This window comes from Achromobacter sp. D10 (genome assembly GCF_035282245.1).
Lineage (GTDB): Bacteria > Pseudomonadota > Gammaproteobacteria > Burkholderiales > Burkholderiaceae_B > Achromobacter > Achromobacter insolitus.
Genome location: NZ_JAYJLE010000017.1, coordinates 133,616 through 152,279, shown reverse-complemented (window position 1 = coordinate 152,279; position 18,664 = coordinate 133,616). Strand labels below are relative to the sequence as shown.

Sequence of the window (18,664 nt, the reverse complement as noted above, 5' to 3'; positions counted from 1 at the left end):
CGACAAGGGCATCCTGACCGTCACCGGCTACAACGCCGCCACCGGCACCATCTCCTACTCCTATCAGGAGACGGGCGGCGCCGATGACCACACCGCGGGCGACGACTCCGTCAAGGACAACTTCACCGTCACCGTCACCGACGTGGCCGGCGTGTCCACCAGCAACGACCTGGTCATCCAGATCCTCGACACCGCTCCGGTCGCCAACGACGACACGGCTGGCATTACCGAAGACACGATTGCTCCGATCACCGGCAACGTGCTGACCAACGACACGCTCGGCGCCGACGCGGCCACGGCCGTCCTCAACACCAGCGATGCCAAGTACGGTCAGCTCGTCGACAATGGCGACGGCACCTGGTCGTATCAGCTCAACAACAGCCTGGCCGCAGTGCAAGCCTTGAAGGCCGGGCAGCTGCTGACCGAAACGATCCGCTACACCGTTACCGATGCTGACGGCGACTCCAGCGAAGCCGTGCTGACCATCACGATCACCGGCACCAACGACATCCCCGTGGTGACCAATGACGCGAAGTCGGTCACTGAAGACGTGGGCGTGTCGGATGGCAAGCTCAGCGTGAACGGCGCGGTCACCGTCAGCGACCCCGACGCCGGCGAGTCGACCTTCAACACGAGCAGCCTCAAGTTCACCGGCAGCACGCACGCCGGCGGCCAGTTGGGCGCGGTCACCATCAACCCCGACGGCACGTACACCTACAAGGTGGACAATGCCGCCGTGCAGTTCCTGAAGGCCGGCCAGACCATCGTCGAGACCTACACGGTCGCGTCCGCTGACGGCACTGCCACCAGCACCATCACGATCACCATCAACGGCACCAACGACGTGCCGAAGGTGACCAATGATGCGAAGTCGGTCACCGAAGACGTGGGCGTGTCGGACGGCAAGCTCAGCGTGAATGGCGCGGTCACCATCAGCGACACCGATACCGGCGAGTCGACCTTCAACACGAGCAGCCTCAAGTTCACCGGCAGCACGCACGCCGGCGGCCAGCTGGGCGCTGTGACCATCAACCCCGACGGCACATACACCTACAAGGTGGACAACGCCGCCGTGCAGTTCCTGAAGGCCGGCCAGACCATCGTCGAGACCTACACGGTCGCATCCGCCGATGGCTCCGCCACCAGCACCATCACCATTACCATCAACGGGACCAATGACCTGCCGGTGATCCAGGCCCAGACCAATCACGGCCTGGAAGACCAGACGGTGTCCGGTAACGTGCTCACGGGCTCCAGTGACACGGACAACGATGCACTGAGCGTCGCCGAATTCACCATCAATGGCACGAAGTATGCCGCTGGCGCCACGGCCAACATCGTGGGTGTCGGCTCGATCTTCATCAATGCCGATGGCAGCTATGTCTTCACGCCCAACGCCAACTGGAACGGTGTGGTGCCGCAAATCACCTACACCGTGACGGACGGCACGGGCCAGGTGTCTTCCTCGCTGGACATCGATGTCCTGCCGGTGAACGACGCGCCTGTGTCCCAGGATGGTTTCGGCCACGTGACCGAGGGCAAGGACTACGTGTTCGGCACGAAGGACTTCGCCTTCTCCGACCCGGTGGAAGGCCATTCGATGAAGTCGGTAATCATCGATTCCCTGCCTTCCGGTGGCACGCTGTACCTCAATGGCCAGGCTGTGACGCAAGGCCAGGAGATCAGCGCGGCGGATCTCGCCAGCGGCAAGCTGGTATATACGCCCAACGCCTCGAACGTTGGCGAGAACGCGGGCGCGTCCTTCCAGTTCCAGGTCAAGGACACCGGCGGCACTGCCAACGGCGGCCAGGACACGTCCAGCGATCAGACGTTCACGCTGCACGTCGACCAGTTCACCACTGGCAATAACGGCGACGAAACCGTGAAGGGCGGATCCGGCGACGACGTATTGTTGGGCGACCAGGGCGGCATGATGAAGAACGTGACGCCGGGCGCCAGCTACAACATTGCGTTGGTGTTGGATCTGTCCGGTTCGATGGCGGAAAAATGGGGCTCTGGCGCTAGCCGCGAGTCGCGCCTGGACACCGCCAAGAAGGCTCTCAAGGCCCTGCTGGAGAATCAGCTGGCGACCCACGACGGCACCATCAACATATCGCTTATCACGTTCGAAGGTAGCGGGAGCAAGCTGCAAAAGGAAATCTCGGGTCTTACGGTTGGCAATGTTGACGAAATGGTCGACATCCTTATGGATCTGAAGACCGGTGGAGGCACGCCGTACGGCTCGGCATTCCGCGAAGCCAAGGACTGGTTCGACGGTCAGCCCACGACGGACGCCTACGGCAACCCATACAAGAAGCTGACCTTCTTCCTGACGGACGGTGAACCCACTTACGAGTCGAACTACAACCGCGACACCGAGTTCTCCCGCCTGTCCAACGTCAGCGAAGTGCACGGGATCGGGATCGGCTCTGGCGTCTCCACTTCGACGCTCAACCAGTACGACAACACGGGCGGCCGGTTTACCTCGGGTGGTCAGATCTACGTGGACTTCAGTGGTACTTCGGGCGCCAACAATCCTGCCAACTGGGACAAGGATGGAACCGGTACCGCCGCAAAGAACGGCAGTACCATGCGCATCACCGACACCACGTCGGACGGTCAGGCTTACACCGTGACCATGAATGCCGCGAACAAGATCGTGGTGACCAATCCCGCTGGGGCCTCGTTTGGCTTCGATGCAAGCTTGGGCAATAAGGGAACGGGCGATACGTTCAAATGGGTTCTGCTGAAGTGGAACGGCACGGCATGGAAGGAGGTCGAATCGGGTAGCGAGGCCAATACCAAGACAACCGGTATCTATGGGCCGGGCGACTACTTGTACCAGTTCATCGTCAATGACAAGAGCTCGGGCAGCGGGCAGTTCCGCGTGGATATCGACAATATCCGCACGTACACCACAGGTCGTACCGACAACTCTCAGGTCGTGTTGAACCCGTCGGATCTCGAATCGGCGCTGATCAGCGGCAGCTCGAGCAACGTACTGGCGCCTGTCGGCAACGACAAGATCTTCGGCGGCGATGGCAATGACATCCTGTTCGGCGACACGATCAATACCGATCAGTTGCCTTGGGGCGTGAACGGCAATCCCGCCAAGCCGGCCGACCTGGGCGACGGCGCTGGACTGGACGGTCTGAAGCAGTTCCTGCTGCTGAAGAACGGCGTGCAGCCCACAGACGCGGATCTGCACAAGTTCATCCTGGACAATCACTCGATCTTCGACGTGCAGGGCGATACGCGCGGCGGCAATGACGAATTGCACGGCGGCAACGGCAACGACATCATCTACGGCCAGGGCGGCGATGACACCCTGTACGGCGATGCAGGCAATGACACGTTGTATGGCGGCACCGGCAACGACACGTTGCATGGCGGCGACGGCAATGACGTCCTGATCGGCGGCCAGGGCAATGACATCCTGGTCGGCGGCGCAGGCAGCGACACGTTCAAGTGGGAACTCAACGACCAGGGCACCACCAGCGCCCCGGCCATCGACACGATCAAGGACTTCTCGAAGGCCTCGGTCGCCGATGGCGGCGACGTCCTGGACCTGAAGGACCTGCTCGTGGGCGAGAACGACGGCAACCTGTCGCAGTACCTGAACTTCAAGCAGGATCCGGCCAACTCCAACAACACGCTCGTCGAGATCAACACCCAGGGCAAGCTTGGCACCCAGGGCGCGGATCAGAAGATCGTGCTGGAGAACGTCGACCTCACGCACGACGCCAACGGCCAGGTCATGAACAACCAAGCCATCATCAATGACCTGCTGCAGAAGGGGAAGCTGAACGTCGACCACAGCTAAGCGCTAGCAAACAGGGGAAGGGTTCGTCGAGCCCTTCCCCCGGACGTCTCATTTTTTTGGACTTTTCAACAGAAACGTTCAGAAACATGTGAAAATCCGGTTCATGCCATCGACCCGCCGTTACCCAAGCGTGCTGAAGCTGTGCCGATTGGCTTTGCTATGCCTGGCTTGCGGCTGGAGCGGAAGTTCCGCCCTGGAAGTGAACGCCGACCGGCTGCAAAGCCTGTCGGCCAGCCGCTATGGCGCGAAAGGATCCAAAGCGGTGTCGGAATGGCTGCAACTGATGCGCAGCCCTGCTCCCGCGCCGGAAAGAGGCGCGCTCACGCAGGCCAATGATTTCTGGAACCGCTCGTTGATGTCCGGCGAGGACATCACCATATGGAAGCAGGCCGATTATTGGGCCACGCCACTGGAATCGCTGGGCAGAGGCGCAGGAGACTGCGAAGACTACGTCATCGGCAAGTATTTCACGCTGCTGGCGCTGGGCGTCCCGGCCAATAAGTTGCGTTTCATCTATGTTCGCGCTCGTATCGGCGGAGCTGCCAGCAGCACCCAGATCGCCCACATGGTGTTGGGCTACTACGAAACCCCGAACGCCGTGCCACTCGTGCTGGACAACCTGATCTCGACCATTTTGCCCGCCACGCAGCGTCGCGACCTGACGCCGGTGTTCAGTTTCAATGCCGACGGCGTCTACGTGGACGGCAAACCCGCCGCGCCGGTTGACCGCCTCAGCCGCTGGCGTGATCTACTTCAACGCATGGAACGGGAAGGCGTGCGCCCCTGATGTTCGGAAACAAGACTATGTCCATACTTCGACAGCTATTGCTCAGCGTTACCCTTGCCATCGGCGTCATCCTGCTGGGCACGCTGGCGCTCAGCGTAAATGCCGCCAGGGAGTACCTGTCCGGGCAATTGCAGGTGCAGAGCACCGACGCTGCCGTGTCGCTTGCATTGTCGCTCTCGCAGCCCGCCAACAATGATCCGGTCGTGCAGGAATTGCTGGTATCGGCGCTCTACGACGGCGGGCATTTCTCGCTGGTGCGCTTGAGCGACCCTGAAGGCAAAGTCCTGATCGAACGGAAGTCCACCGCGACCGCGGCGTCCGTTCCCGCCTGGTTCCAGGCCCTGGCCCCCCTGACCGCGCAATCGGCGAGTCACGCCGTCAGCGATGGCTGGCGCCAGATCGGCGAAGTCACACTGATCGCCAACGACGCCTATGCCTGGGAAGCCCTGTGGCGCAGCAGCCTGAAGATGATCGCCCTGGTGGTGGGCGCTGGCATCCTGTGGGCGGTATTCGCCTTCATGCTGGTGGGTTGGATCAAAAATCGCCTGCTGCGTGAAATCAGCGATCACGTGCGCAGCATTGGCCAGGAATCCCCGACGGAACAGGTCGAAGCGCGCGTGCCCGAACTGTCGGGAGTGGTGCAAGCGCTGAACCAGACTCGCGAACGCATCCACGCCAGCGTCGAAGAACAGAACGCCAAGATCGAATCGCTGGAGCTGGAACTGAACCAGGACCCGGTCACCGGCCTGCCAAACCGGAAGTACTTCGTCAACGAGTTCCGCCGCGCGCTCGAAGCTCCGGCCATCCCGACGGGACGCGGCATCGAAGGCGGTCATGTCCTGGTGTTCCGCCAGCGCGACCTTGCGGACCTGAACCGTCACATGCCGCGCGAGTTCATCGACCAGTGGCTGCGCACGGCGTGCGAGCGCATCCGTGGCACCCTCAAGAGCATGCACGTGGCCTCCCCCTTGCTGGCCCGCTTGAACGGATCGGATTTCGCGCTGCTGCTGCCCGGTTGCGCGGCGCCCCAGGCCATGATGGTCGCGGAACAGGTGCGCGCCGATCTGCACGCTTCGCGCATCCCCGTGGGTGAAGGTCATCTGTGCCGCTGGGCACAGGCCATGACCGACTACGGCCACGGCAACCAGGCGGGGCCCGTGCTCGCGCGCCTGGACTTCGGACTGATGCGAGCGGAAAGCGCCGGCAACGACCAGGTCGTGATCGCTGGCGCCACCGACATGCAATCGCCTTCGGAATCCGGCGAACGCGCCTGGAAGGACGCCATTCTGTCCGCGCTGGAGGACCACCGTTTCGAACTGGCCACGGAAAGCCTGCAAGCCACCGACGGCAGCCCTGTCCGGACCGAGGCCATGCTGATGCTGCGCACTGCCGCCGATCAGGTACCGATACCGGCAACGCTGTTCATTCCGCCCGCCGTGCGCCTGGATTTGGTCGCCGATTGCGATCTGGAGGCCGTGAGCCTGGGGCTGGATTGGCTGGCTGCCAACCCCGGGGAACTGGCGGTGCGGGTGGCCCTGCCCTCGTTGCGCGGCCAGAAGTTCTTCCGCCAATTGGCCTTGCTGCTCACGGAACACCGGCCGCTGGCGCGCCGCCTGTACCTGGAGATCGACGCGCACGGCTTGGTGGAATGCCACGAGCAGATCGCCACGCTGGCCCGCGTCGCCTCGGAATTCGGCGCGCATATCGGCGTGCGGCGGCTGGCGCAGCAGTTCGGCGCGGTGGCGCAATTGCACACCCTGCCCTTGTCGTATGTGAAGCTGGGTGGCGGCTTCGTGGGCGGCATGTCCCAAAGCCCCGGCAGCCAGCAACTGACGGCATCCGTGCTGGAAACCGCGCGCGGCTTGAATATCGCGGTCTATGCGGAAGACGTGCCGGATGCCGAAACGCAGCGCATCCTGGCCAGACTGGGCATCGGCGTCATGCGCGGCCCCGGCGTCAAGACTGCCGCGGCATAAACCGGGCCGCTGGGGCCGCCAAAGCGGCCTCAGCGAGCGGCTTTACCCTTGGACTGTTCGTACAGCGGCAGCACTTGCTGCGCAGCGGCCTGCAGATCGCTGATGCGTGATGCGGCAGACGGGTGGGTCGACAGGATTTCGGGCGGCGCGCTGCCCTGGTCGGCAGCGCCCATCTTCTGCCACAGCGTCACGGCGGCGCGCGGATCATAGCCCGCCCTGGCCGCCAGCTCCACGCCCATGCGGTCGGCTTCCGTTTCGTGCGTGCGGCTATTGGGCAGCGTGAACATCACGCTGGTGAACTGTTCGCCCAGATCGGAAGCTGCGGAAGACCCCGTGGCGATCGCGAGGACCGACAACCCCAGATTGGTGGCCATCTGCTGGGATACGCGTTCGCGCGCATGCTCACGCAAGGCGTGCGAGATCTCGTGCCCCAGCACCGCCGCCAGCTCGTCGTCCGTGGGCTTGATCTTGGAGAGCAGGCCCGTATAGACGGCGATCTTGCCACCCGGCATGCACCAGGCGTTGATTTCGTTACTGGACAGCACGTGCACTTCCCATTTCCAGCTGGCGGCGTCCGGCCGGAACACACCGGCCTGCGCGATCAACCGCTGGGAAATCGCGCGAACGCGCGCCACCTGCTGGGGGTCGCGGTCCAACAGCCCCTTGGCTTGCGCCTGCTTGAGGATGTCCGCGTACTGCTGGGTCGCTTCCTGCTCCAACGCCTGCGAAGGCACCATGCTGGACATGTACTGGGTCCGATTGACGCCTATGGCGCCGGACTGCGTGGTATTCATGCCCGTGCAGCCCGCCAGGGCCGCCAGCGCGAGCGCAGCGCCCGCATTGCGCAGCAAATGACGTTTCCGTTTCATGGCGTGCCCCCAGTCGATTTAGAAGAACGACAGCGTATCAGACTACCGGATCACCGCACTGGCCGCGATGGCGCAGGGCATGGTCGATCAGGACCAGCGCGAGCATCGCTTCGGCGATGGGCGTGGCGCGGATGCCGACGCAAGGATCGTGGCGGCCCAGCGTCTGCACCATAACGGGGTCGTTGGCGCGGTTCACGGAACGACGTTCGACGCGAATGCTGGAAGTCGGTTTGATGGCGAGCGACACCGTCACGGGCTGCCCGGTGGAAATGCCGCCGAGCACCCCGCCCGCGTTGTTGGTCAGGAAGCCGTCCGGCGTAAGCTCATCGCCGTGCTCCGAGCCGCGTTGTGCAACGCTGTCGAAACCCGCGCCGATCGACACGCCCTTCACGGCGTTCAGACCCATCATCACATGCGCGATGTCCGCATCCAGACGATCGTAGATCGGCTCGCCCCAGCCAGCAGGCAGGTTCTCGGCGATGACTTCGATCCGGGCGCCGACGGAGTCGCCATCCCTGCGCAACTGGTCCATGTAGGCTTCCAGCTCCGGCACGATCCCGGCGTTGGGCGCGTAGAACGGATTATTGGGGACGTCGTCCCACGTCACGAAGGGAATGGGGATAGGACCAAGCTGGCTCATGTAGCCGCGCACTTTGACGCCGTACTGCTCTGCCAACCATTTCTTGGCGATGGCGCCCGCGGCGACAGTGGGCGCGGTCAGGCGCGCCGACGACCGGCCGCCCCCGCGCGGATCGCGCACGCCGAATTTGCGCCAATAGGCGTAATCGGCATGACCCGGACGGAACGTATCGGCAATGTTGGAATAGTCCTTGCTACGCGCATCCGTGTTGCGGATGAGCAGGCCGATCGGCGTACCCGTGGTCACGCCCTCGAATACGCCCGACAGGATTTCGACCTGGTCCGCTTCTTGGCGCTGCGTGACGTGGCGGGAGGTGCCAGGACGCCGGCGGTCCAGTTCAAGCTGGATGTCGGAAGCGTCCAGCGACAGCCCCGGAGGACAGCCGTCCACGACACAACCGATGGCCGGCCCGTGGGATTCGCCGAAATTGGTAACGGTAAAGAGGGTACCTAGGGTATTGCCGGGCATAGGGAGTCAACAGGTCGGATTTGCAAGCAACCCCGATTATGACACCGCCGAGGCCAAAGCCTGGATTTCCGATGCCGGCGCCGGGCGCCCCAACAGGAAACCCTGCATCACCCGGCAACCCAGGGACTTGAGGATCTCGCGCTGCCCCTCGGTTTCGACACCCTCCGCAACCACCGGCAGGTGCATCGCCTGGCACAGCCCGAACAAGGCCGAGACGACTTCGCGGCTGCCTGCGTCGGACTCCAGCGCGGAAATGAAGCTGCGGTCGATCTTGACCCAATCGATGGGCAGACGGCGCAAGTGGTTCAGGCTGGAATAACCGCAGCCGAAGTCATCCAGCGCCACGCCTATGCCCATCGCCCGCAGCGTGTTCAGGATTTTTACGTGCCGTTCGTAGTGCAGGATAAAGAGGGATTCCGTGATTTCCAGCACCAGCTTACGAGGCGCCAGGCGCGCGGCTGCCAGCGCATTCGACACGAGTTCGACAAGACCGTCCTCGTTCATCTGCTTGACCGACAGGTTCACGTGTACACGCCAGCTTGCCGGCCAGAGCGCCGCCTGCATGCAGGCCTTTTCGAGGATCCAGGCGCCAAGCGGCACGATCAGCCCGCTGCGTTCGGCCAATTCGATCGTCACGGCGGGCGAGACGCTGCCAAGCACGGGATGATGCCAACGCAGCAGCGCTTCGCACCCCTGCACCATGCCGGTGCCGCTGTCACAGACCGGCTGGTAATACAGTTCGAACTGCTCCATGGCCGGCGTCGTCAGCGCCAGCCGAAGGTCGTTTTCCAGCCCTTGCTGGTCGCGCTGGCGTGCCAGCATCCTGAAGTCGAACAGATTCCAGCCCGGCCCGCCACGTTCCTTCAGCGGCAATAGGGCCACCTGCACGCAACGCTGCAATTCTTCCACGCTGCGGCCGTGCTCGGGGTACAAGGCCGCCCCAACCCGGAACATCGCCATCAGCGGGCGCCCGCCCAGTTCATAGGGCACGCTCAATGCTTCCAGCAGCTTGGCGGACACTTGGGCCGCGCCCGCTTCATCCACGTCGGGCGCGCAGACGGTGAACGCATCCGCCCCCGTGCGTGCCACCATGCCGCCCATGGAGCGGCAGATCAGGCGCAGGCGGTCGGACACCTGCAGCAGCAGGTGCTGGTCTTCGCCCGCGCGCAACATGGCGCTGATCTCGGCATATTGCTCGAAGCTCACCAGGAAGAAAGCGCCGCGGGCCGTTCGGCCTTCGGCATTGTTCAGCCAGGCGCGCGCGCGCCGGTGCAGTTCCTGCTGGCTCAGGGCACCGGTCAATTCATCGCGCGTCAGGCGTTGACGCAACCGACGTTCCCTGCGCACGAAGACCAAGCACATCGCCACAAGTGCGCCCGCAAGCGTCAGGCACAGTGCGAGCAGGTAACTCTCACGCACGGAGCCCCCTATCCATAAGCCCCTGGCGTTGCGGTTCGGAATGGAACCCAAGGGCTGTAACATTTTTTAAAATATGCATTATTTTCGCAAAAACGCCACACTTCAGAGGCAACGCACCTCTTTTCCCTGTATTCCTACGGTTTCTCTGGTTGTTCACGGAGGGTTCGGACGGACCATGTAAGGCTTGGGCCGGCCCCTATTGCGCCATGCTCGCCCTACTACTACGACAGCCGCACCCGAAAAATTAATACACCGTGTCTCGATAGTTGTCATTCAAAAACCGACAGCATCGAAATAATTGCACAGCTTGTCCCCTCCTGGCACGAATTTAGTAATATTCGGTACCTTCTGTGACATGTAGAATTGCTGTGCCACTGATGTATTAGTGGCTCGTGTCACCCTTCGTACCCAGGCTTTTATTGCGCCGGTCACGATCCGACGCCGTTCCAACCGGACACCTGGCAGTCCTCAGTTCAGGCCGCTCAGCGGCCAGGAAGGGAACCTCCACATACATGTCCACATTCCGCCGGCTACTCGTCTTCACCACCATCCTGATCGGCCTCGTTCTGCTCGGCGCGCAGGCGGTGGGGATGTTGGCTGCGCACCGCTATCTCAGCGCGCAACTGGCACAGCAAAGCACTGACGGCGCCAACGCGCTGGCCTGGGCCTTGTCGCATGCCGCGGGCGGCCCTGGAGAGCGGATGGCGCTGGCAGATCAAATGTTCGCGCGAGGCGGTTACGCGCTGGTGCGCATCACGGACGACCACAGCTCCTCCATCATCGAACGGCAAACGCCGCCGACCGATTCCCAGTCCCGGGAACACGATTGGCGCGATGTCTGGCTGAGCATGGAAGCGCCCGCCGTTTCGCTTTCATATGCAAGCCCGGACGGCACCCTGCGTGGCACCGTCACGGTACAGGCCGATTCACGCGCAGCTCGCAATACGCTGTGGCAAGGCGGCGTGCGGGTCTTGGGGCTGGTACTGGCTGCGGGGCTGTTGTGGGTCCTGTTTTCGGTGAACCTGGCGCAACGAATGGAAGCTCGCACCTCGCGCGATATCTGCGAACGCGTGCGCGCGCTGGCCCCGGGAAACCGCAATGCGCTGAGCGGAGGGTGCGAACTGGCAGGCGTTGATCAGGCGCTGGTCGACGCACAGCGCATGGTTGCCGCTACCGTCCAGGAACAGAATGCCCGGATCGAATCTCTGCAAAGCGAGATCTACCGGGATCCCATTACCCGCCTGCACAACCGCAAGTATTTCATCGACCAGTTCAGGTCGGCTCTGGCGGACAAAGACCCGGAAGCCGGCGGCCACCTGCTGATGTTCCGCCAACGCGACCTGGCGCAGATCAATCGGCATCTCTCGCGGGCCTTCACGGACCAGTGGCTGCGTTCGTCCTCCGACCGCCTGCGCAAGCTGGTCGCCGAATTTGGCGGCCCTGCGGCCATACTCGCGCGCATCAGCGGTTCCGACTTTGCGCTGCTCTTGCCTCGCACCTCGGCCCCGCAGGCCAGCCTGCTGGCCGAGCGGGTCCGGCGCGAACTGCGCTCCTTGCGCGTGCCCATGGACAAGCACGAGTCCTGCCGCTGGGCACTGGCGCTCGCCGCCTACGCGCCAGGCGACAGCATGAGCGACACGCTGGCGCGACTGGACCACGCCCTGATGTGCGCCGAGAGCGCCGACGACGATCAGATCGCCCAAGCCAGCCGCGCGCCCGACAGCACCCACATCGGGGAGTACAGCTGGCACGACGCCCTGGTCACCGCGCTGGAACAACACAGGTTCTCCTTGTCCGTGCAACCCCTGCATGACATGTCCGGCGCGCTGTTGCACCAGGAGGCCAGCCTTACCCTGCACGACACCACGGGCGCCGACCCCGTGCCGGCCTCCATCTTCATGCCTGCAGCCGTGCGGCTCGGCCTCTCCACCGAATGCGACATACAGGCCATTCGCCTGGGGCTGGACTGGCTGTTCGCGCGTCCTGGCGCGCTGGCAGTGCCGATCTCGCTCCCCTCCATCACCCAGCCATCGTTCCAATCGCGGCTGCAACGCATGCTGGCGGACCGCCCAGCCCTGAGCGCCCGCCTGATCGTGGAAGTCGACGCGGCCGCGCTGGCCGTGCAAGGAACGGAGCTGCGGCAGCTGTGCGACATTGTCGTGGCCGCCGGCGCCAGGGTCGGCGTGAGCCGGCTGTCGTACCAGTTCGGGGCCATCGAGCATCTGCACGAGTTTCCCCTGTCCTACCTCAAACTGTGCGGCGGCTTCATCACCGGCCTGCTCCACAGCCCGGGTAGCCAACATCTTGCGGCGACGGTCGTCGCAACCGCCGCGGCGCTTGGCATCGCCGTCTATGCGGAAGACGTGCCCGACATCGCCACGCAGAACGTGCTGGCGGGCATCGGTGTCCACGCCATGCGCGGGCCTGTCGTAAACTCCGCCCAGACGCAAGACCTCGTTCCTGATCATCCATGGGTTTCCAGTTGACGGAAGGCATGCTGCTTCGCATCTGTTGGCTTCTTCGCATCCGCAGGCCTTTGCGCCCGCGCCGCGCCGATGACGCGCCCGCGGCGCGGCCAGCCATGTTGCCCCGCCTGGGAGCCTTGCTGTGCGCCCTGCTCGGCTCCAATGCGGCCTTGGCCTACAACCTGGACGTCTCATACGAAGACTTGCACCTGGGCTTGACGGCCGGTGTCGCCATAGCCTGCGGCACCGCCTGTGCCGTTGCCTGGGCAGCCACCCGCAATGCCATCTACGGCGCCGGACTGGCCTTCATGCTGCTGGAAGGCATATTCCGCTCCATGCCTGCACTGCTGCCGCCGGCGGCGTTGCAAGCCGGCTCCTATGCGGCCTTGCTGGCGCTGACCACGCCCATGCTCTCGGCCGCGTCCGCGACCAAACTGGCAACAGCCACCCGCTGGTCCAGCGTGGCGCTGACGATAGCGGCGGTGCTGGCGCTGATCATCGCCTACGACCCCGGCAACGGCATTGTGTCCACCGTCATTGCCGGCGCGTGCGCCATCGCGAGCCTGCCCCTGGCTGTCTGGTTTCTGGTCCGCGCCGCAGGCAAGACACCCGCGCGCGCCTCCTCGCTGGCCTTGGCCTGTGCGTACATCGTTTCCACCTGGCTGCTGGGCCATGATGCCTGGTTGATGGGCGGCGGCGCGGCCGCGGGCACGCTCGCCGAACTGGCCCGGCTGCTGCTGGTGGCAAGCGCCCTGCTCTTGCTGGCGATCGGCCAACAAGCCCATGCGCAGAAGGGCTCGAAGCGCGCGGGCCATGAGCATAGCGACGCGGAGCACCTCGCGCAGGGAGAACTCAGGCTGGCCGAACTGGCGGGCGCGCTCGACACGCAGCGCCAAATGAACGCGCTGATCTCGCACGAACTGCGCGCGCCGCTGGCCACGGTCAGCGCGGCAGCCCAGTCCCTCGACATGATTCTTGCCGAAAGCGGCGAAGCCGTGGACAACCGCCTCGCGCGCATCCATCGCTCGGTCGCCCGCATGACCGAACTCATGGACCAATTGTTGAACCAGGACCGGCTGGGTGAACAGGCGTGGACGCCTCGTGGCGAACAGACCGACATGGCGGATCTCGTGCGCGATGTCGTCACCGCCATGCAACCGGATACCGCGCACGCGCTGATGTTGCAGGCCGGGGACTCCCTGCCCGTCTACTGCGATCGCCCCCTGACCAGCGTGGTCGTGCGCAACCTGATCCACAATGCCATCAAGTATTCGCCGGCCAACGAACCTGTCCGCATAGAAACCGGCCATACGCGGGTCGGGGCCATTCCCATGGCTTGGGTAGCTGTCATCGACCGCGGCCCGGGGATAGGCAAGGAGGAGCAGGCCAAGATTTTCGAACCGCATTTCCGGCGCTCGGCGCATCGGGAAACGCAAGGCATGGGTATCGGCCTGTACCTGGCCCGGCGCATCTGCCAGAACCAGGGCGGCTCGCTGACCATGGAAAGCGAGGTCGGCGTCGGCACGCGCTTCGTCGTGACCTTGCCGTCCAGCGCGCCGGCGGCTTGACCGCCATCACGAGATTCAGGCCGCGAACACGTAACCCTGACCGCGCACCGACAGCACGGGCAATTTCAGGCCCGCGCTTTGCGCCTTGGCGCGCAAACGGCTGACCAGCACGTCGATGCGGCGCAATTCGAAGCCGCCCGGGCTGTCCGGCAAAAACAACTCCGCCAGCACCTGGCGGCTGACTGCGCTGCCGGCAGCATCCATGAGGGCAATCAGGAAAGTCCGTTCCTGGGCACTGAGGTGCAGCGAAGCGCCGTCTGGGGCAACCAGGATCCAGCCGCCATCCTGCAGGGACCATGAAGTATCGGCGGAGGCGCGCGTTTCCGAATCCGCGGGGCGCGGCGCCTTGGCCAGACGCATCCGGCGGGCCAGGCTGCGGATGACCGAACTTAGCTCCAGCAGATCCACCGGCTTGGTCATATAGACATCGGCGCCCCCCTCGAGGCCGCGCACCCGGTCTTCCAGCGCGCTACGACCCGTCAGCATGACAATGCCGACCGGACTGAGCGCGCGTAAACGGGTCGCCACGGAGAAACCGTCTTCTCCAGGCAGATGGGCGTCAAGAATGACAATATCGCAGGGCTGCTCCTGCAACCGGCGATAAAACGCCGCGGCATTATCACAGGCAAATGCCACGCGGAAACCATAGCCACCCAAGCCTAACGCCAACTCCTCCCGGAAGTCGGCGTCATCCTCAAGCAGACCGATACACAGCAAACCATCTGCGCCAGCCATATTTAGAGTGCTTTATTTTGAAGATTATCGACAAATGCCCCGCGACGCAGAGTCCCGGGTATTCCGTTGGCGATAATCTTACGTCTTTTACAATGGAAACGAATGATTGCAATGAAAAAAACTGCGATATTCCTTGTCCAAACGGTTATTTTCTCGTAAATCGCAGCAAAACCGCTTTCATCCGCGTTCGGTTTTTGCCGCTGGCAGCCGAATCACGACGAGCAACTGACCTCCAGGCTGCCCGCCCAATCCGGCGGCAGCCCCGCATATCGCTCATGTCCCGGCTGGGCCTCGTAAGGGTTGCGCAGCAGCTTCATCAGCGTGTCGATCTCGCCGGCATCGCCGGATTTGGCCGCGCGAATCGCCTCTTCCGCCAAGTGATTGCGAAGCACATAAAGCGGGTTCACACGATTCATGCCTGCAACCACCTCCTGTGCCGGCCGGCCATCCTGGGCATGTCGTTCGACCAGGCGATCCAGCCACGCTCCCGCGGCCGGCCGGTCGATAAACAAATCCTCGAATGCGCTGCGCTGGCCCGACAAGGCATCGGCCATGCGCCGCCACGTCAACGTAAAGTCGGCCTGGTTGGCGTCCATCAGCTTGAGCAGATCGTCCAGCAGCGCTTCGTCGGCCGGCCGCCATGCGGCCAAGCCCAGTTTGGCGCCCATCCGGTCGTGGAAGGCACGCGTAAAAACCGGTTCAAATTCGTCCAGAACGGCCCGCAGCCCCTCCACGTCCTGCACCAACGCGTGCAGGCTGCCGCCCAGGCGATACAGGTTCCAAAGCGCTACGGACGGCTGACGGTTCCAGGAATACCGGCCCTCGGAATCCGAATGATTGCAGACATGCCCCAGGCGGAAACCGTCCATGAAGCCATAGGGGCCGTAATCCAGCGTCAATCCCAATATGGACATATTGTCGGTATTCATCACCCCGTGGCAGAAACCAACCGCCTGCCAGTCCGCCATCAATAGCGCGGTGCGCCGCGTGACGGCGCGCAGCAGGTTCATATAGGGAGCGACGTCGTTATTGGCCTCGCCCGTCCCTGCATCCCGGCATTCGGGGTAATAGCGGTCGATGACGTAGTCCGCCAAGGTCTTGAGCAGATCAGGCTGGCGGCGCGACGACCAATGTTCGAAAGAACCGAAACGCACGAAGCTCGGGGACATGCGGGTCACGATGGCCGCCGTCTCCACGGTTTCCCGCATGACTGGATCATCGGACACCACCAGCGCCAGCGCCCGCGTCGTGGGCACGCCCAGGCCATGCATCGCCTCGCTGGCCAGGTATTCACGCACCGAAGAACGCAACACCGCGCGGCCATCGCCCATGCGCGAATAAGGCGTCATCCCGGAGCCTTTGAGCTGTAGCTCCCAGTTTCCCTGCGGCCCTTCGACCTCGCCCAACAGGTGGGCCCGGCCATCGCCCAACTGGCCCGCCCAGACCCCGAACTGGTGGCCGCTGTAGACCGCCGCCAATGTGTCCCCTCCGGGCAGAGGCCGAGCGCCGGAGAACACGCTCAGAAACTCGGGAGTCGACAATACGGACGGATCCAGGCCGATCAGACCGGCGGCCTCGGCGTTACCGTGCAAGAGACGCGGATTATTCAGCGCCTGCGGCTCGAGCCGGGTGTAGAAGGCTGCGGGCAAGTCCGCAAAGGAATTGACGACACGCAGATCGGACAGCGTATGGGCGCTCATGCGCGTTGCCTCCTGGCGGCCCGCTTGGCGGGCCGCACGTAAAAAATGGCGCTTAGAAAGAAGGTGGCCGACAGCAGGATCTCGCCCCAGGCCATCATTACCGACAGGGGCGCCGGGTCCGACATGGCGCGCACCACCCCTTCCATCAGGTAAAGCAGCGACAGCATCGAAGCCCACTGGTAGGTATAGAGATTGCCCCGCAGGACGCCACGCAGCGGAAATGCCAGCGGCAGCGCCTTCAGCAACATCCAGGACCCGCCCGGCCGCACCGGCGCCACCACGGTTTCCCAGGTGACGCACAGCACTATCAGGGCGAACAGCGAAACCGAGGCCAGCAGGCGCAAACGGGGGTTGAGTTCAGGGTTCATGCTGCTATTATCGCCTGATGAATCGCCCCGCCGAGCCTGCCGCCACGCCGGCGGCCACCGAGCACTCGACCCCGCGCTCTTCATGGATCGTGAGGGCCGGTCGCGTTTTGCGCTTCAGCGCCGAACGCGCTGGCGAAGAGAAACTGCTGCAAGTGGCGTCCAGCCTGACCTTCACGACCGTCCTGGCCATTGTGCCGATGTTGGCCGTGGTCCTGTCGCTGTTCACCGCTTTTCCCGTATTCCAGGAATTCCGCGTCGCCCTCGAGGATTTCCTCGCCAACAGCCTGATGCCGCCGTCCGTATCGGACAACATCATGGATTATCTGAATCAGTTTGCGCGCCAGGCTTCACGCCTGACCGCCATCGGTGGCGCGTTCCTTCTGATTACGTCGCTATTGCTGATCATGACGATCGACAAGGCATTCAACGACATCTGGCATGTGACGCGTCAGCGCCCCCTGCGCCAGCGCGCGCTGGTGTATTGGGCCATTATCACGCTGGGCCCAGTAGTGGCCGGCGCAAGCCTTTGGGCGACCTCGTTCGTGGCACGGGAATCGCTGGGACTGGTCCGCGACGTGCCGGAAGCTGTCAGCGTGGCGGTGTCGTTCATTCCGCTGATCCTGACTGGCCTCGGTTTCGCCGCGCTGTTCGTCATGGTTCCCAACCGCGAAGTTCTCTGGCGCGACGCCCTGGTCGGCGGCTGCGTGACGGCGATCGTGCTGGAAATCATGAAGTCGGCATTCGCCTATTACCTCACGCGTTTCCCCACCTACACCGTTATTTACGGCGCTTTCGCCACCCTGCCGATTTTCCTGCTTTGGATCTACCTGTCTTGGCTGGCCGTACTGCTGGGGGCCATCCTGGCATCCAGCGCGCCGCTCATCCGCCTGGGCCGCTGGGACATCAACCGTTACCCCGGCGCGCCGTTCGTGGACGCCGTGGATGCGCTGCGTACCCTGCGCCAGGCGCAGGCGACCAATCCTCCGGGCCTGCCCGCCAATGTCCTGGCGGCGCAGCTTCGGCTGCACCAGGACGAACTTAACGAAGTGCTGGAAACCCTGGCTGAAATGGGGCTCGCCACGCGCAGCCCGGAAGGCCTTTGGGTCTTGACCTGCGATGCCCGCCAAACCTCGATGGCGCCCGTGGTGGACCACTTTCTGCTGGATCGCAGCCAGCCCAGGGTCCGCAACGACCCGGAAATATTACGAGTCGCCTCGGCCGTAATTTCCCAGCAAAATGCGCCCACGCTGGAAGAAGTCTGCGGAGAAGCGCAAAATACCGAAAATGGAATCGCTCCCATATTGCAGCTGGAAGCGAAAAAGAATTAGCAAATAGCATCAGGGCGTAGTCCGCCCAGGAGGAACCGATGTTGAAGGTCAGCGAGATTTTGCGCGTCAAGGGCGATACGCTCTACACGGCGTCGCCCGACATGCCTGTGTCCCAGGCCGTCCAAACAATGAGCGAGCAGGACATAGGCTCGCTGGTGATCATGGAATTCGGGACGCTGACCGGCATGCTCACGTTCCGCGAGATCATCCGCCACATGCATGCGCATGGCGGCGCCGGTGAAACCACCATCCGCTCCATCATGGACGATGCCCCCGTCAGCGTGTCGCCCAACACCAGCGCCGACGAAGTGCAGCGCTTGATGCTGGAAAAGCACGCCCGCTACATCCCGGTCATGGACGGCCCCACCCTGATGGGCGTCATTTCGTTCTACGACATGGCCCAGGCTATCGTGGCGGCCCAGCAGTTCGAAAACAATATGCTGAAGGCCTACATCCGCGACTGGCCAACGGAAAGCGCCGAACCCGCCAAGTCCTGAAGCCGGGGCCAGCCACGCTGG

Annotated in this window: 13 protein-coding genes; 7 read left to right on the top strand and 6 right to left on the bottom strand. The window is 63.6% G+C overall.

Annotated elements, in window-relative coordinates:
* The 3 genes from VCS63_RS28820 to VCS63_RS28810 form a co-directional block, all read left to right on the top strand.
* On the top strand, window positions 1-3,823 hold a 3,823-nt coding region (locus VCS63_RS28820; protein WP_323881813.1), incomplete at its 5' end, for a VCBS domain-containing protein.
* Between the two features lie 103 nt (window positions 3,824-3,926).
* Window positions 3,927-4,610, top strand: a complete 684-nt coding sequence (locus VCS63_RS28815) for a transglutaminase-like cysteine peptidase (protein ID WP_063639696.1) — start codon at window positions 3,927-3,929, stop codon at window positions 4,608-4,610.
* Window positions 4,611-4,627: 17 nt separating this feature from the next.
* The gene (locus VCS63_RS28810; protein ID WP_063962185.1) at window positions 4,628-6,586 is read left to right on the top strand and encodes a LapD/MoxY N-terminal periplasmic domain-containing protein; all 1,959 of its coding nucleotides are present in this window, start codon (window positions 4,628-4,630) and stop codon (window positions 6,584-6,586) included.
* 29 nt (window positions 6,587-6,615) lie between these two features.
* On the opposite strand, the gene VCS63_RS28805 is transcribed toward VCS63_RS28810, so the two are convergent.
* From VCS63_RS28805 to VCS63_RS28795, 3 genes are read right to left on the bottom strand one after another with little or no spacing between them, the layout of a single operon-like run.
* Window positions 6,616-7,455 carry a M48 family metallopeptidase gene (locus VCS63_RS28805; protein ID WP_063639583.1) on the bottom strand — a complete coding sequence of 280 codons (840 nt, stop codon included), beginning with the start codon at window positions 7,453-7,455 and terminating at the stop codon, window positions 6,616-6,618.
* Window positions 7,456-7,492: 37 nt separating this feature from the next.
* Window positions 7,493-8,563, bottom strand: coding sequence for a chorismate synthase (gene aroC, locus VCS63_RS28800; protein WP_042792882.1), 1,071 nt, complete (start codon window positions 8,561-8,563; stop codon window positions 7,493-7,495).
* A 36-nt stretch (window positions 8,564-8,599) separates the two neighbouring features.
* Complete coding sequence (locus VCS63_RS28795) at window positions 8,600-9,982, bottom strand: putative bifunctional diguanylate cyclase/phosphodiesterase (RefSeq protein WP_042792881.1); 1,383 nt, start codon at window positions 9,980-9,982, stop codon at window positions 8,600-8,602.
* A gap of 512 nt (window positions 9,983-10,494) precedes the next feature.
* Between VCS63_RS28795 and VCS63_RS28790 the strand changes: the two genes are divergently transcribed.
* The gene (locus tag VCS63_RS28790; RefSeq protein WP_323881811.1) at window positions 10,495-12,468 is read left to right on the top strand and encodes an EAL domain-containing protein; all 1,974 of its coding nucleotides are present in this window, start codon (window positions 10,495-10,497) and stop codon (window positions 12,466-12,468) included.
* Between the two features lie 95 nt (window positions 12,469-12,563).
* On the top strand, window positions 12,564-14,015 hold the full coding sequence (locus tag VCS63_RS28785) for a HAMP domain-containing sensor histidine kinase (protein ID WP_323881810.1): 1,452 nt from the start codon (window positions 12,564-12,566) through the stop codon (window positions 14,013-14,015).
* A gap of 15 nt (window positions 14,016-14,030) precedes the next feature.
* Here VCS63_RS28785 and VCS63_RS28780 read toward each other — a convergent pair whose 3' ends face one another.
* The 3 genes from VCS63_RS28780 to VCS63_RS28770 form a co-directional block, all read right to left on the bottom strand.
* On the bottom strand, window positions 14,031-14,750 hold the full coding sequence (locus VCS63_RS28780; RefSeq protein ID WP_042792879.1) for a response regulator transcription factor: 720 nt from the start codon (window positions 14,748-14,750) through the stop codon (window positions 14,031-14,033).
* Window positions 14,751-14,962: 212 nt separating this feature from the next.
* Complete coding sequence (locus tag VCS63_RS28775) at window positions 14,963-16,450, bottom strand: protein adenylyltransferase SelO (RefSeq protein WP_063639585.1); 1,488 nt, start codon at window positions 16,448-16,450, stop codon at window positions 14,963-14,965.
* Window positions 16,447-16,818 (bottom strand): DUF2069 domain-containing protein, encoded by a 372-nt coding sequence (locus VCS63_RS28770; protein ID WP_042792877.1) that lies wholly within the window; start codon window positions 16,816-16,818, stop codon window positions 16,447-16,449. Before VCS63_RS28770 ends, VCS63_RS28775 begins: the two co-directional genes overlap by 4 nt.
* A 17-nt stretch (window positions 16,819-16,835) precedes the next feature.
* Between VCS63_RS28770 and VCS63_RS28765 the strand changes: the two genes are divergently transcribed.
* Window positions 16,836-18,146 (top strand): YihY family inner membrane protein, encoded by a 1,311-nt coding sequence (locus tag VCS63_RS28765; RefSeq protein ID WP_042792876.1) that lies wholly within the window; start codon window positions 16,836-16,838, stop codon window positions 18,144-18,146.
* A gap of 38 nt (window positions 18,147-18,184) precedes the next feature.
* Window positions 18,185-18,643: a CBS domain-containing protein gene (locus VCS63_RS28760; protein ID WP_042792875.1), complete on the top strand. Its 459-nt coding sequence runs from the start codon at window positions 18,185-18,187 to the stop codon at window positions 18,641-18,643.
* Window positions 18,644-18,664 lie beyond the last annotated feature (21 nt).

What these genes read in the sequence shown, in the direction of transcription:
- VCS63_RS28770 (WP_042792877.1), bottom strand. Translation starts at nt 16,818, where the DNA reads ATGAACCCTGAACTCAACCCCCGTTTGCGCCTGCTGGCCTCGGTTTCG.
- VCS63_RS28815 (WP_063639696.1), top strand. Translation starts at nt 3,927, where the DNA reads ATGCCATCGACCCGCCGTTACCCAAGCGTGCTGAAGCTGTGCCGATTG.
- VCS63_RS28805 (WP_063639583.1), bottom strand. Translation starts at nt 7,455, where the DNA reads ATGAAACGGAAACGTCATTTGCTGCGCAATGCGGGCGCTGCGCTCGCG.
- VCS63_RS28785 (WP_323881810.1), top strand. Translation starts at nt 12,564, where the DNA reads ATGTTGCCCCGCCTGGGAGCCTTGCTGTGCGCCCTGCTCGGCTCCAAT.
- VCS63_RS28780 (WP_042792879.1), bottom strand. Translation starts at nt 14,750, where the DNA reads ATGGCTGGCGCAGATGGTTTGCTGTGTATCGGTCTGCTTGAGGATGAC.
- aroC (WP_042792882.1), bottom strand. Translation starts at nt 8,563, where the DNA reads ATGCCCGGCAATACCCTAGGTACCCTCTTTACCGTTACCAATTTCGGC.
- VCS63_RS28775 (WP_063639585.1), bottom strand. Translation starts at nt 16,450, where the DNA reads ATGAGCGCCCATACGCTGTCCGATCTGCGTGTCGTCAATTCCTTTGCG.
- VCS63_RS28760 (WP_042792875.1), top strand. Translation starts at nt 18,185, where the DNA reads ATGTTGAAGGTCAGCGAGATTTTGCGCGTCAAGGGCGATACGCTCTAC.
- VCS63_RS28790 (WP_323881811.1), top strand. Translation starts at nt 10,495, where the DNA reads ATGTCCACATTCCGCCGGCTACTCGTCTTCACCACCATCCTGATCGGC.
- VCS63_RS28765 (WP_042792876.1), top strand. Translation starts at nt 16,836, where the DNA reads ATGAATCGCCCCGCCGAGCCTGCCGCCACGCCGGCGGCCACCGAGCAC.
- VCS63_RS28810 (WP_063962185.1), top strand. Translation starts at nt 4,628, where the DNA reads ATGTCCATACTTCGACAGCTATTGCTCAGCGTTACCCTTGCCATCGGC.